Origin of the sequence: Staphylococcus sp. 11007852 (assembly GCF_011394325.1) — a bacterium.
Taxonomy (GTDB): Bacteria; Bacillota; Bacilli; order Staphylococcales; family Staphylococcaceae; genus Staphylococcus; species Staphylococcus agnetis.
Genome location: NZ_JAANBJ010000028.1, coordinates 1 through 13457, shown reverse-complemented (window position 1 = coordinate 13457; position 13457 = coordinate 1). Strand labels below are relative to the sequence as shown.

General features: G+C 39.0%; 15 protein-coding genes and 1 pseudogene. 6 read left to right on the top strand and 10 right to left on the bottom strand.

The genetic code is table 11. The annotated features are described in order from the left end of the window. Nucleotides 1-9 precede the first annotated feature (9 nt). Nucleotides 10-1704, top strand: a complete 1695-nt coding sequence (betA, locus tag G8Y85_RS08850; protein ID WP_107368616.1) for a choline dehydrogenase — start codon at nt 10-12, stop codon at nt 1702-1704. A 19-nt stretch (nt 1705-1723) separates the two neighbouring features. Here betA and G8Y85_RS08845 read toward each other — a convergent pair whose 3' ends face one another. Next, entirely contained in the window at nt 1724-2473 is a 750-nt protein-coding gene (locus G8Y85_RS08845) for a DUF429 domain-containing protein (RefSeq protein WP_165805726.1), read from the bottom strand. A gap of 155 nt (nt 2474-2628) precedes the next feature. Here G8Y85_RS08845 and G8Y85_RS08840 point away from each other — a divergent pair, with 155 nt between their 5' ends. From G8Y85_RS08840 to G8Y85_RS08830, 3 genes are all read left to right on the top strand, one after another. Next, nucleotides 2629-3246, top strand: a complete 618-nt coding sequence (locus G8Y85_RS08840; RefSeq protein WP_165805725.1) for a hypothetical protein — start codon at nt 2629-2631, stop codon at nt 3244-3246. A 180-nt stretch (nt 3247-3426) separates the two neighbouring features. Next, a complete protein-coding gene (gene argF / locus G8Y85_RS08835) occupies nt 3427-4428 on the top strand; it encodes an ornithine carbamoyltransferase (protein ID WP_107387026.1) in 1002 nt (333 codons plus the stop codon). 141 nt (nt 4429-4569) lie between these two features. After that, entirely contained in the window at nt 4570-5349 is a 780-nt protein-coding gene (locus G8Y85_RS08830; RefSeq protein ID WP_165805724.1) for a Csa1 family protein, read from the top strand. A gap of 66 nt (nt 5350-5415) precedes the next feature. On the opposite strand, the gene hisIE is transcribed toward G8Y85_RS08830, so the two are convergent. The 9 genes from hisIE to G8Y85_RS08785 are packed head-to-tail and all read right to left on the bottom strand — an operon-like array spanning nt 5416 to nt 12319. Further along, nucleotides 5416-6045 carry a bifunctional phosphoribosyl-AMP cyclohydrolase/phosphoribosyl-ATP diphosphatase HisIE gene (hisIE, locus tag G8Y85_RS08825; RefSeq protein WP_165805723.1) on the bottom strand — a complete coding sequence of 210 codons (630 nt, stop codon included), beginning with the start codon at nt 6043-6045 and terminating at the stop codon, nt 5416-5418. Continuing rightward, nucleotides 6036-6800 carry an imidazole glycerol phosphate synthase subunit HisF gene (gene hisF, locus G8Y85_RS08820; protein WP_085622974.1) on the bottom strand — a complete coding sequence of 255 codons (765 nt, stop codon included), beginning with the start codon at nt 6798-6800 and terminating at the stop codon, nt 6036-6038. Before hisF ends, hisIE begins: the two co-directional genes overlap by 10 nt. Continuing rightward, nucleotides 6797-7501, bottom strand: a complete 705-nt coding sequence (gene hisA / locus G8Y85_RS08815) for a 1-(5-phosphoribosyl)-5-((5-phosphoribosylamino)methylideneamino)imidazole-4-carboxamide isomerase (RefSeq protein WP_165805722.1) — start codon at nt 7499-7501, stop codon at nt 6797-6799. Before hisA ends, hisF begins: the two co-directional genes overlap by 4 nt. After that, complete coding sequence (gene hisH, locus G8Y85_RS08810; RefSeq protein ID WP_165805721.1) at nt 7476-8069, bottom strand: imidazole glycerol phosphate synthase subunit HisH; 594 nt, start codon at nt 8067-8069, stop codon at nt 7476-7478. Before hisH ends, hisA begins: the two co-directional genes overlap by 26 nt. Continuing rightward, nucleotides 8066-8641 (bottom strand): imidazoleglycerol-phosphate dehydratase HisB, encoded by a 576-nt coding sequence (gene hisB / locus G8Y85_RS08805; RefSeq protein WP_165805720.1) that lies wholly within the window; start codon nt 8639-8641, stop codon nt 8066-8068. Before hisB ends, hisH begins: the two co-directional genes overlap by 4 nt. Continuing rightward, nucleotides 8619-9635 (bottom strand): pyridoxal phosphate-dependent aminotransferase, encoded by a 1017-nt coding sequence (locus tag G8Y85_RS08800; protein WP_165805719.1) that lies wholly within the window; start codon nt 9633-9635, stop codon nt 8619-8621. Before G8Y85_RS08800 ends, hisB begins: the two co-directional genes overlap by 23 nt. Nucleotides 9636-9640: 5 nt before the next feature. Further along, on the bottom strand, nt 9641-10891 hold the full coding sequence (hisD, locus tag G8Y85_RS08795; protein ID WP_165805718.1) for a histidinol dehydrogenase: 1251 nt from the start codon (nt 10889-10891) through the stop codon (nt 9641-9643). Then, entirely contained in the window at nt 10881-11495 is a 615-nt protein-coding gene (hisG, locus tag G8Y85_RS08790; protein ID WP_165805717.1) for an ATP phosphoribosyltransferase, read from the bottom strand. The genes hisD and hisG overlap by 11 nt, the downstream gene beginning before the upstream one ends. Next, on the bottom strand, nt 11483-12319 hold the full coding sequence (locus G8Y85_RS08785; RefSeq protein ID WP_085622985.1) for an ATP phosphoribosyltransferase regulatory subunit: 837 nt from the start codon (nt 12317-12319) through the stop codon (nt 11483-11485). Before G8Y85_RS08785 ends, hisG begins: the two co-directional genes overlap by 13 nt. Nucleotides 12320-12553: 234 nt before the next feature. On the opposite strand from G8Y85_RS08785, the gene deoC reads away from it, so the two are divergent. Both deoC and G8Y85_RS08775 read left to right on the top strand, forming a co-directional pair. Next, complete coding sequence (gene deoC, locus G8Y85_RS08780; RefSeq protein ID WP_103345076.1) at nt 12554-13216, top strand: deoxyribose-phosphate aldolase; 663 nt, start codon at nt 12554-12556, stop codon at nt 13214-13216. A gap of 29 nt (nt 13217-13245) precedes the next feature. Continuing rightward, nucleotides 13246-13457: pseudogene (locus tag G8Y85_RS08775) on the top strand (phosphopentomutase); the annotation flags it as partial.

Sequence of the window (13457 nt, the reverse complement as noted above, 5' to 3'; positions counted from 1 at the left end):
AATTCACTCATGAGTAAAGCGTACGACAAAATGTATGATTACATTATTATCGGAGGCGGAAGTGCAGGTTCCGTTTTAGGTGCACGTTTAAGTGAAGATAAAGATAAAAAGGTACTTGTATTAGAAGCAGGGCGTAGTGATTACCCTTGGGATTTACTCATTCAAATGCCAGCTGCATTAATGTATCCATCAGGTAATCGTTTATATGACTGGAAATATGAAACGGCCGAAGAACCACACATGGGTGGTCGTAAAGTGTTCCATACACGTGGTAAAGTACTCGGTGGTTCAAGTTCTATCAATGGTATGATTTATCAACGTGGAAATCCATTAGATTATGAAAAATGGGGTAAACCTGAAGGTATGGATACATGGGATTATGCGCATTGTTTACCATACTTTAAACGTTTAGAAACTGCATTTGGTGCAGATAAAGATGATCCAATCCGTGGCTTAAATGGTCCAATAAAATTACGTCGAGGCCCAGCAGACAACCCATTGTTTGAATCATTCTTTAATGCGGCAGTAGATGCTGGTTATCATAAAACAAAAGACGTGAACGGATATCGCCAAGAAGGTTTCGGACCTTTTGATAGTCAAATTCATAACGGTCGTCGTGTGTCTGCTTCACGTGCATACTTACGTCCGGCGATGAAACGTCCGAACTTGACTGTGAAAACACGTGCATTTGTAGAAAAACTTCATTTTGATGGCAATCGCGTAACGGGCGTATCGTTCAAACGAAATGGCAAATTGCATAAAGTATTAGCGCAAGAAGTCATCTTATCTGGTGGTGCGATTAATACACCACAATTATTACAGTTGTCTGGTATTGGTGATTCTGAACACTTACGTTCTGTGGGCGTTGAACCACGTATCCACTTGCCAGGTGTGGGTGAAAACTTCGAGGATCATTTAGAAGTGTACGTACAACATAAATGTAAAGAACCGGTATCAATGCAACCAAGCTTAAATAAATTAAAAATGCCATTTATCGGTATTGAATGGTTAACACGTCGTACGGGTGCTGCGGCAAGTAACCACTTTGAAGGTGGCGGATTCGTACGCTCAAATGACAATGTGAAATATCCAAATTTAATGTTCCACTTCTTACCGTTAGCAGTACGATATGATGGCCAAAAAGCACCAACTGCACATGGTTATCAAGTTCATGTGGGACCTATGTATTCAAATTCACGTGGATATTTAAAAATTAAATCAACAAACCCATATGAAAAACCAGAATTTGTCTTTAACTATTTATCTACGCCAGAAGATAGACAAGAATGGGTTGAAGCGATTCGCGTTGCACGAAACATTTTAAAACAACCATCGATGGACAAATATAATGGTGGTGAAATTTCACCAGGACCTTCAGTTCAAACAGATGAAGAAATTTTAGATTGGGTACGTCGTGATGCTGAAACAGCATTACACCCATCTTGTAGTGCGAAAATGGGACCAGCCTCAGACCCAATGGCTGTCGTTGACCCACTAACAATGAAAGTTCATGGTATGGAAAACTTACGCGTGGTTGATGCGTCTGTCATGCCTACAACAACAAATGGTAATATCCATGCGCCAGTTTTAATGTTAGCTGAAAAAGCTGCAGATATTATTAAAGGGGTAAAACCTTTAGAGCCTGAATATGTTGATTACTATGTTCATGGTGAATCAGATCCTAAAGCTGGGGCAATCGAATAAAATTAACACGCTTGACCTATCATTGGTCGAGCGTGTTTTTATGTTCTTTTATAGGAATGACGATTGCACCGTTTTCTGGCACCCCACATAAGAGCGGTGTGGATAAATCATGAAAAAGTGTATACAAGCCGTATGCGCAAAGTAAGGCATCCAATTGATCTTCGATATGCTTTTTCGTATGACGTGTCAAGTTAGTCCAATCAATGTTTTTTAACGAGTTGCACCCGTATAAAGTATATGGACCTTTTTGAAATAACAAACAGTCGCACAATGTTTGAAGGCCTTGAATGGATTGATTGAAAGAGACATGGCGTTTTTGTTTATATCGAAAAGGAAAGTATTCAGGAAACAAGCCACAGGTTATTGAAGTAGGAAAGGTTTCTATGACATGTGTCTTTGTTTTAGATAAATGTAAAGTTAAATCTGGATATGCTTCTTTTAGCGCGTATAACAAAATTTCTCCCCGTATCTCACCATACGTTTTCTTTAAAAAGTGACGATTGGCAATAAAAGCGTATTGGCGATAACCATGGATTTTCGTTTTCATGAGTAGTCTTTCGGCCTCACGAGCGCCAGTCTCATTTTTTACGATAAGCGGGGCGGCGATACCGATACTCAGAGGTGGATGATATGACGTTATGATGCGTATGATGTCTTCGATGGAATAACTATCGGCGCAAAGGGTTAACACTTCACCGGATTGGCTTAACACACATATTCCTGTCTCTTTATGTGGTGTCCACGCTAAATCAATACCAATAAAAATCATCACAATCACCTATTTCATTTATATTAATTTGAGTCACTGTAAACTTAACATGAGATTAATACTAAAATCATGTTAAAAAGTTAGAATATTATTGAATGTAGTTTTGTTAGGAATAAGACATGACACATATTTTAAATGTGATAGGGGGAAAACCAATGCGATATCATCCAGATGCGCGCTACTCAAAATGTGAGAAATCAAATTGTGAATTTTGTGGGAATCAGGACGCCGATATCACAGCAATGTCATCTACCAAACGGTGGTTATGGGTGATAGGCGTATTGATGATAGTATGGATTCTCATCGTTTCAGTTTTTATGGTGCGTTTAATTTATCTATCACCTACACATGCAGATGAGAATAAGAAAGAAATACATAAAGTAAATACGTCTATTAATGTGTTAAGTTCATCCTTTAGCCAAGAATTTATGCATCATGCGCATACGGGTTCATATGATGGCATTCACGTCGGTATGGCACAACGTGAGGCGCAAAAGATGTTAGGTGAACCTTCATCAAAAATACGCATTGATACTAAAATGGTTTTCATCTATGGCAATATCGGTATTCATTACGATAATCGTATTGTGTCGGATTTGTACATCGTACCACAACTTGTCACAACAGAGGCATTTTTAAACGTACATGGTCCCCCTACGTTAAAAAATAATCACTATTGGTACTATGATGATGATGAAAATAATGCGCATACCATACGCGTGTATGTTGAAAATAACAATATTAAAGCTATAGAAAATATCCCACAAATTTAAATATAGAAACCATTTTTAAAGACATGTCTCGGCATGTCTTTTTTTATAAATCATGTATTGACTTCTAAAGACACTCTAGTATAATGATACACTATATAGTATAAATATAATTTATTCTGTATAAACATTCGAAAAAGAGGACGTGGTTTAGATGGGACGTACACAACAACATTAAAACAAATTACTGATTTTAAAGGGAAAAGCTTTCTAAAAACGATTGATTTTTCGAAAGCAGAACTTGAAACACTCATTGATTTTTCATTGGAGCTGAAGCATAAGAAAAAGCATCAGTTACCACATCCTTATTTAAAGGGGAAAAATATCGCATTACTTTTCGAAAAACCTTCAACTCGAACGCGTGCTGCATTTAGTGTGGCTGCAAAAGATTTAGGTGCACAAGTCGACTATTACGGTGAAGGTGATTTTCACCTAGGTGCGAAAGAATCGATAGCGGATACTGCACATGTGCTAGGACGTATGTATGACGGTATTGAATTTAGAGGGTACAAACAAAGTGACGTAGAAACATTAAGTCAGGCGTCAGGTGTTCCTGTTTGGAATGGATTAACAGATGAATGGCATCCAACCCAAATGATTGCTGATTTTATGACTTTGAAAACACATTTTGGGTCATTAAAGGGCAAAACGTTAACGTATGTAGGTGATGCGGCAAACAATGTCGCACATGACTTATTAGTCACAGGCGCTATTCTAGGGGTGAATGTACATATAGCGGCACCGTCATCATTACAACCAAGTACGGCTGTACAACAATTGGCACAAACGTATGCACAAGAAAGTGGTGCGCAACTATGCATAACAGAAAATATTAAAGAAGCGGTACATCATACGGATGTCATTTATACAGACGTATGGTTATCGATGGGGGCAGATACGTCAGAATGGGGGGCGCGTATTGATGCGTTATTGCCATATCAAGTGAACGCTCACATGTTGGCTTTAACAGAAAATCCTGATACGATTGTGATGCACTGTCTACCTGCTTTTCATGATTTAGAAACACAAACAGCTTTAAAAATACATCAACAATTTGGGCTTGAAGCAATGGAAATCACAGACGATGTTTTTCATGGCGCACAATCAGTTGTATTTGAGCAAGCTGAAAATCGATTACACTCGATTAAAGCGATACTCGCCGCTACATTAGGAGATGTATTTTAAAATAAATGATAGATTTTGAAGGAGTCGGACATGTGTTGTCTGACCCTTTTTTTAATGAAATTTTTAAAATAAAAGTTGTTCAAATCTCAATAACTTAAGTATAATATTATTAAAGTTTAATATAGATAGGGGATATCAACGGTGAAGTGGCTCAAATACATAGTGATTGGAATCATCATCATCATTATTCCAATCATCCTTCTTAAATTTATCTGGAGTAACGTTGAAACAGCTGAAAATAATTTTCAAAATGAATTATCAAGTCAAGTGCAAAAGCAACTCGATTTTTACCCGACGCGTCGTTTAGAAACATTTTTTGATAGAGAAGGGCAACGAGATGCCTTCTTTTCAAAAGATGACAAAGGGACATGGGTGATTCGAACAAGTATCTATAGAAAGGTAAACAACGGAAAGACTCCGATTTACGAGTCGATATGGCTAGATGTAAATCGTAATAATAAAACAATTACAGGAACATATGAACTAGATTACAGAACAGGTGATGATTCATTTCATACCGAAAAAAGTAAGGAAGTTCCGATTGAATACATAGATGGTCAATTACGTCCAACTAAGAAAGTGCCTCCCGAAATCGAGAAGAATATTAAAAACGTTAAATTGCTTATACAACATGGCGAAAAAATAGATATAAAAAAAGCAAAACATGTAGAATTTTCTGGTACAGAAAAAAATAATAATTATAAATTTAATTATGATCTTTCTGACAATGATCCGAATTTGAAGTTATTATCTGATTGGTACCAATATAAATTTAATAAATCATCTCAACTAGAAATCGATGAAATTGGAAATAACGATGATAAAAATAAGGATGTTTGGCATATCAATTATGTCGGCGAGGATGAGGCCACGATGTCCTATAATGAAACCATTCATTTTGTTCGAAGTAAATCAAACTGAAAAGAAGCTAAATAACCGATGTCACATATAAATGTGAATCGGTTATTTTTATAACTCAATTGGTATTCACCAAGTTTCAATATTAGCGCGCTCACCTTTAAAGTTGTTTTTTGTTTGATGACGTTCGGCAAGTTTAGCTTCTACGTCATCAATTGAAACACCTTGTTCTTGCCATAATACGGCTAGGTGATATAACAAATCGGCACTTTCTTCAATGACTTCTGATTGATTGTTGTTCATCGTCGCAATGACAACTTCAAACGCTTCTTCACCAAATTTTTTGGTGATTTTTTCACGACCTTGTGTCATCAAGTAATGCGTATATGATGCCGTGTCAGTTTGTTTCAATCGTTGTTGAATTGCAGTTTCTAATTGTTTCAGATGAAAAGGTACCGGCGTATTAAAGCAACTTTGAGTGCCTTTATGACATGTGGGCCCTTCTGGGTTTACAAATAATAATAGGGTGTCTTGGTCACAGTCTAAATGCATATCAACGACACGTTGGATATGACCAGATGATTCGCCTTTTTGCCATAAGCGTTGTTTAGAGCGTGAGTAAAACCAAGCGACACCAGTGTCAATCGTTTTTTGGAATGCTGTTGTATTCATGTACCCCAACATAAGGACTTGGTGTGTTTCAGCATCTTGTAATATTACAGGGAGTAATCCTTTTGAAAAATCGGGATTTAATGCCATCGTACAGGGACACCTCCTTCATGTAGTGTACGTTTAATCTCATGAATTGTTGTTTCCTTATCGTGTAAAATACTTGCTGCAAGTCCTGCTGAAACGTGAGTGCGTGTAAATAAATCAGTAAAGTGCGCGGCATGCCCACCGCCACCTGATGCGATGATTGGAATATTAACACGTTTGGCAATGCCATTTAAATGATCGATGTCAAAGCCTTGTTTCATACCGTCAAAGGCCATACTTGTTACAAGTAATTCTCCTGCACCAAGTGCCTCAACTTCTTTCACCCAATCATATACACGCTTGGATGTGCGTTTTTTACCCCCATGTGTACAACAAAAGTAATCATTTTCGATTGGATCATAATCACTATCAATGGCGATACAAATACATTGCTTGCCGAATTTTTCGCTCGCTTGATGAATTAAATCAGGGTTATTTAACGCAGCGGAATTCAGTGAAACTTTATCTGCACCATGTTGTAAAACGTGGGAGATATCCTCTAATGACGAGATACCGCCACCGACGGTTAAAGGGATAAAAAGTTGTTCTGCGGTGCGCCGTATGACATCCAATGTTAAATCATGACCTTTTACAGTTTTAGATATATCTAGGAATACGAGTTCATCGGCACCTTCCGCATTATAGTATAGCGCGAGTTCAACAGGATCTCCGATATCGCGTAATTCTTTAAACTGAACGCCTTTAACGACACGACCATCTTTGACATCTAGGCAAGGAATGATGCGTTTTTTTATCATGACAATCCCTCCCAAAAATCAGAGTGATATGCAGCTTTACCAACAATAGCAGCATGAACTCCGATGGCTTCTAATTGATGTAAATCGTCTTGGTGTCGTATGCCTCCTGAGGCGATGATGGGAACATCGACTGCTTCAACAAGCTGTTCAGTCGTTTTAAAATTAGGGCCTTTTAACTTCCCATCTTTTGAAATGTCTGTATAAATGATACCGCCTATGGAGAAAGTTGCGATGTCTTTAGAAAAGTCAATCAAATCGAGAGCGGTTTCTTCTAACCAGCCATTTATTTTAATATTGCGATTGTAAGCATCAACCGATACATATAGTTTCCCAGGAAATAATGTGCTCATCTCTTGGAGCCAACCGATATTTTCAATGGCCTGTGTCCCGACGATGCAATAATCAACACCCGCATTAAAATAGGCACGTAACATCTTTTCATTACGAATGCCACCCCCAACTTCTACGGGTTTGATGCTTCGCTTGATGAGTGTTTCTATATAGGCGGCTTCTGTCGCAGTTTGTTGTTTTGCACCAATTAAATCGACGATGTGAATACGATCTACGCAAGTATATTGATTATAAAAATCGATGCTTTCTTCTGCCGAACGTGACATTTTTTCTGATGTCGCATACTGTCCTTCTGTTAATCGCACGCTTTGTCCATCGATTAAATCAATGGCGGGCCATAGTTTTATCATATTTCCAACCTCCCTCTAGCGCTTGTTTTAGAATGTTTAAACCGTCATCACCACTTTTTTCTGGATGAAATTGAATGCCAATATAATGTTGATGTTGAACAATCGCTGGAATTTGAGCACCGTAATCGGCATAGGCAATGACGCTATCAGTCATCGGCGCTTGAAAACTGTGAATAAAATAAACATCTTGATGAAAGCCTTCAAATGAACTGAGTAATGTGTTCCAACCTAGGTGAGGGACAGTGTAAGGTGTCTGAATCGCTTCAATCTTGCCAGGGATTAGGCCAAGTCCATTGATGTGACCTTCAGCACTCCAGTCATATAACAGTTGCATGCCTAAACAAATACCTATCATCGGTTGTGTCGTCGTTTTTAAAAAATAATCGAGTTGATGGCGCTGGATGGTAGTCATGGCATCTTTAAAATGACCGACACCTGGTAAAATGAGCACATCAGCTTGTTTTAATAACGCAACATCACGTGTTAAACATACCTCATATCCTAAATGTTCAATAGCACGTTTGACGTTTAAGACATTGCCGAGTCCATAATCTACAATCGCAATCATTCGATCACTCCTTTTGAAGAAGGGACGCGTGCATCGTTTGTAGGTGCGAGTGCTTGTTTAAACGCACGTGCAAATGCTTTAAATATGGCTTCAATTTCATGATGTGTATTACCTTGATGGAGTAAATCAATATGGACGGTAAGTCGTGCATTGATGACAAGCGCTCTAAAAAATTCTTCAACTAATTCGGTGTCAAACGTGCCCACTTTTTCCTTACTAAATGTTGCGTTGAAATAAAGATAAGGGCGACCACTAATGTCTACAACCGCGCGCGCAAGCGTTTCATCCATAGGGAGGTATTGGGTGCCGTAGCGTTCAAAGTGACGTTGATCTTTAATCATTTGTAAAAATAATTGTCCGAGCACAATTCCAATATCTTCCGTCGTGTGATGATCATCTACCCAAGTATCACCATCAACCTCGATGTGCAGTCCGATACCGCTATGAAAACTGAACAGTGTCAACATATGGTCTAAAAATCCAACACCTGTCGCAATATGACTGTCAGCAGATTGTGTGACCTCTATGGCGATTTTCGTTTCTTTCGTTTCACGTTTCATTTGATACGTCATATTGCTCACTCCATTCTTTTACAATACGTTCGAATTGATCTAGTGCTTCATTTGTTACGATGGAATAGCGCACACATTGCGCCATCGCTTTTTCTGATTCAGCGTTATAAAACCGGGGAAGGAAGCCATGCTTTTTGACATAGTTTCCTAGCGCAATTGCTGCAGTGCCTCTTGTGAGCACAAAATTGGTATCACTTGGATAAACCGTCATCCATGAAGACGCATAAGTTTGTAAAATGGTTTTAAGTCGTGTACTGAGATGGCGTTGATGTGCAATGAATGCGTCCGTATCGGCGCGTTCATTAAATAGGTGTTGACCGACTTTTAAAGTGAATTCACTCATCGGATATGGATGTTCGATCTGTTTCACGATATCAATGGTTTCTTTGGTGCTCATTAAGACGCCTAGGCGAAGACCTGCAATTGCGAATGCTTTTGATAATGTCCGCATTCGTAAAAGCTTTTCTGTCATGTCTATTTTAAGTGGTTTTGAAAATTCGACATAAGCTTCATCTACTACAAGATAACCGTCGTGTTGCGACACGGCCTCTAGCATACGAGCGACTTCACTTTCATTAAATCGATAACCTGTTGGGTTGTGTGGGTTACTAAAGATGAAGAAACTCGGGCGTACTTCATGAATACGAGCAACGATGGCATCAATCGAAAAAGTTAAGTCATCGTTTGCGTCAACATAGGCTATAGGGCGTTGAACTTGTCGTGCGTAATCTTGATACATAAAGAAATCTGGATGTAAAGCGAGACAAGGCCCTTTGGGCATCGCAATCATCAACTTTTGAATTAAATCATCAGACCCATTACCGATACAGAGTTGCTCGGTGTCAAGGTTGCCATAATACCGAACGTAAGCCGATTTAAAGGCATTATAGGCCTCATCTGGATAGAGATGATAGGCACATTCATCTAATAACGCGTGCATCGTTTGCCTTGAAATAGGTTGGATGGGACTTTCGTTTTTATCCATGTGAATCATGAGTGTCACCTCTTTTTTCTTATTAATAATGAACGTTGATGATTATAGAGTGCTTCATCTTGAGCAAGTAATACCGCATCGTGATACGTATGGTCGTACGTCTCTTTAGAAAGTTGAATGACCGTATGTTTTGTTAAAAAATCATTGACGCTTAAACCATGTTGAAAACGTGCTGTACCATTCGTAGGTAAAACATGACTCGGTCCAGCGATATAATCCCCCATAGCTTCAGGCGACCAGCGTCCTAAAAATAAACTTCCGACATAATGAATATACGGCACGTACTGTTGTGGGGTCACAGTTTGTATAGATGCATGTTCTGGTGCAATATCATTTAAAACGCGACAGCTGTCTTCAAAACTTTCTGTATGAATTAAATAATGATGATGCTGCATACTTTCGGTTAAAATGGCCTTTCGCTCAGCGTAAGCGATTTTCGTTTGAATATGACGTTCAAGGCGTTGGAGTAAAGCTTTATCTTCTGAAATTACGAAAGTGCGCGCCAGTTCATCATGTTCTGCTTGTGCAAAAATATCATACGTAATGTCATCTAAATCACAGGAAGTATCGATAATGATCGCAATCTCACTCGGACCAGCAATTTGATCGATACCGACTTCACCGTAAACATATTTTTTTGCATACGCTACATATTGATTGCCAGGGCCCACGATTTTATCAACTTTAGGAATCGTTTCTGTACCATACGCCAGTGCTGCGATACTTTGGGCGCCACCGACTTGGAAAACACGTGTCACGCCAGTAATCCAACATGCAGCTAACACACTTTGAGCGATGTTTCCATTTTGGGGTGGGGTAACGACGATGATATCTGATACACCGGCTACTTTGGCAAGGGTGGCTGTCATAATTACTGTTGAAGGATAGCTTGCTTTGCCACCTGGTACATAAATGCCTACCCGTTCTAATGGGTGGTATGTTTCGTACATATCATTTGTAGCGTCCCCATCGTTATATCGTATTTGAGATTGATATTGTGCAATACGTGCATAGCTATGTTCAAGAGCTTGGCGTAATTCAATATCTAGTGTGTCATAGGCCTCTTTGAGCATGTGTTGAGGGACTTCTAGTGAAGTAGGCACATGTCCATCGAATGCCTTTGTGTAAGCGACTAATGCGCGATCACCTTCTTGTTTAACACGCGTACATATTTCTGCGACAGCCGTGTGGATTTGAGCATCAAAAGGTGCTGTGTTATGCAATTGTTGTAAAAATGATTGTGCGTCAAGAATCAATGCGTGACACCCCCAAGTGTTGAATAAATGCATCTATTTCTTTTGAAACTTTAAAAAAGCTTTGGCGATTTGTAATGAGCTGTGCTTGAATATCTTGAATATGTTCTTTTTCAATTAAACCGTTGGATTTCAATGTGTTGCCTGTTTGAACGATATCGACAATGGCATCTACCATACCTATGACGCACGCAAGTTCAATTGAACCTGATAATTTGATAATAGAAACATCGCGACCGGTTGCTTTAAAGTATGTTGCTGCAACATTAGGATAAGAAGTTGCGATTTTTTGATAGGTATGCGTGTCTTCGAGAGTTGCGACTGCTAAATGACAATGGCCGAAAGGGAGGGCAAGCAATTGATTGACGTCATAGGATGCCTCCTCTAATATATCGCTTCCGGTAATACCAATATCAGCATTGCCTTGTTCGACATATTTGGGGACGTCAGGTCCTTTAACGAATAAAAATCGATAGTCTTGCGTGACAAGTTGTAACGCACGACCGCGATGGTTGAGTTGTGTGGCAAGATTTGTATTTCCATTATTTTCTAAAAAAGCAATGAAACTTTTCATAAGTCGTCCTTTGGCGAGCGCTATCGTGAGCATACACTATCCTCCTTTTCATCGAGTGTGAGTCCAAGTCCAAACCCTTTAAGACCATCGTGATAAAAGCCACCGGATAATACTTTGCCGCTAGACAAGTGGCTTTTAATAAAGGTCCCCTTATAATAAGACCGTGGTGGTTGTGGTGTTATATCAAGATGAATGTTCGTGATTCCTTCTTGTTTTAAGAAGGTCGTCCACCGCGTTAAACTTTGTAAAATACGATGGTCTTCAGGATATAACGTGTGTAATTTATCTAATTGTGCATCTGTAGGTGTATTGAGCAGTTGAATGAGTGGATGTGAGACATTCAAGTAAGTTGCGAGTGCTGACATATTACGTTGTTCTAATAAATTTAATAGCGTACGATCTTCAGCTTTTGCTCCTAATAAAAGGTGTATCAACTCAAAATGACCGAGTACAACGTAATCAATCTGGTCATGTAAGACGGACTCGATATAAGATTTGAAAAATTGGTATGCAGATTGAATATGTTGAATGGTCGGTTCGTAACATTCTAGTCCAAGATGTGTAGCTACCTCGTGGTGTCTTGCAATAGGCCCACTATAAGCAATTAAATCGTGATGTCTTTGATAAACGGCATAATAGCGTTTCAATTGATCTGTAAAGTCATTACGTAAGGCATAAAGCGTCGTTTCATTTTGCCAAACTGAACGCTCTTGCATTTGCGTCAAATCATCTTGAGACAATTGCGTCCAATGTAATGCTTCAATAAAGTCTGTATCGATAATCGCAAACCCTTGTTTTTCAGCACGTTGTAAAAATTGAAGTTCATATAATTTTTTCTGTATGACAGCATTTGTCATAAATCCACCTCGCTTTTACTCTCTACCATGTTAAAGTGTTTTTAAAATGATGTTTCCATACTAGCACGGAATAAATCTAAATTCAATGATTTTTCTGAAAAATTAAAATAGTTGAGGTTCTTCTGGTATAAAGATACGTATGTAGACACGGTTTTAGAAAGTATAAATAATCGTTTTTTAATGGGTCACATTGTATAATACATATGATGAAACAAAGAAAAAGGAGCAATTCTTATGAATTTTGAAAAATATATTGATCATACACTATTAAAGCCGGAATCGACACGTGCACAAATCGACAAGATTATTGACGAAGCGAAAAGCTATCACTTCAAATCGATTTGTGTGAATCCTACACACGTTGCGTATGCACATGAGAAATTGGCAGATTCAGATGTACTTGTATGTACTGTGATTGGTTTCCCACTTGGCGCGAATACACCTGAGGTGAAAGCGTTCGAAACGACAAATGCCATTGAGAATGGGGCTGATGAAATTGATATGGTGATCAACATCGGCGCATTAAAAGATGGTCGTTATGATGATGTTCAAAAAGATATTGAAGCGGTCGTGAAAGCTGCACAAGGTAAAACAGTTAAAGTCATTATTGAGACGACATTATTAACAGATGACGAGAAAGTGAAAGCATGTGAATTATCAAAAGCAGCACAAGCGACATTTGTGAAAACATCGACAGGTTTCGCAGGTGGTGGCGCAACAGTCGCAGACGTGAAGTTAATGAAAGAAACAGTAGGCGATGCACTTGAAGTGAAAGCGTCCGGCGGTGTACGTAACTTAGACGATTTCAAAGCAATGGTTGATGCCGGTGCGACACGTATTGGTGCGAGTGCAGGTGTTCAAATTATGCAAGGTTTAGAATCCGATTCAGACTACTAAGCAAGCATCAGACAAAAGGAGGGGTTACAATGGCAACATTTAACCGCGTACATTTAATCGTGATGGACTCAGTGGGGATTGGTGAAGCGCCAGATGCCCACAAATTTGGTGACGAAGGGTCACATACACTCCGTCACACATTAGAAGGTTTTGACCAAACATTACCCAACTTACAACAACTGGGTCTAGGTAACATTGATGACTTACCGGTCATCGACCGGGTAGACCATCCGATGGCGTA

Excerpts from the sequence above, each read along its gene's own strand:
- betA (WP_107368616.1), top strand. The coding sequence starts at position 10 with ATGAGTAAAGCGTACGACAAAATGTATGATTACATTATTATCGGAGGC.
- G8Y85_RS08845 (WP_165805726.1), bottom strand. The coding sequence starts at position 2,473 with ATGATTTTTATTGGTATTGATTTAGCGTGGACACCACATAAAGAGACA.
- G8Y85_RS08840 (WP_165805725.1), top strand. The coding sequence starts at position 2,629 with ATGCGATATCATCCAGATGCGCGCTACTCAAAATGTGAGAAATCAAAT.
- hisIE (WP_165805723.1), bottom strand. The coding sequence starts at position 6,045 with ATGGCATTAAATCCCGATTTTTCAAAAGGATTACTCCCTGTAATATTA.
- hisF (WP_085622974.1), bottom strand. The coding sequence starts at position 6,800 with ATGATAAAAAAACGCATCATTCCTTGCCTAGATGTCAAAGATGGTCGT.
- hisA (WP_165805722.1), bottom strand. The coding sequence starts at position 7,501 with ATGATAAAACTATGGCCCGCCATTGATTTAATCGATGGACAAAGCGTG.
- hisH (WP_165805721.1), bottom strand. The coding sequence starts at position 8,069 with ATGATTGCGATTGTAGATTATGGACTCGGCAATGTCTTAAACGTCAAA.
- hisB (WP_165805720.1), bottom strand. The coding sequence starts at position 8,641 with ATGACGTATCAAATGAAACGTGAAACGAAAGAAACGAAAATCGCCATA.
- G8Y85_RS08800 (WP_165805719.1), bottom strand. The coding sequence starts at position 9,635 with ATGATTCACATGGATAAAAACGAAAGTCCCATCCAACCTATTTCAAGG.
- hisG (WP_165805717.1), bottom strand. The coding sequence starts at position 11,495 with ATGCTCACGATAGCGCTCGCCAAAGGACGACTTATGAAAAGTTTCATT.
- G8Y85_RS08785 (WP_085622985.1), bottom strand. The coding sequence starts at position 12,319 with ATGACAAATGCTGTCATACAGAAAAAATTATATGAACTTCAATTTTTA.
- deoC (WP_103345076.1), top strand. The coding sequence starts at position 12,554 with ATGAATTTTGAAAAATATATTGATCATACACTATTAAAGCCGGAATCG.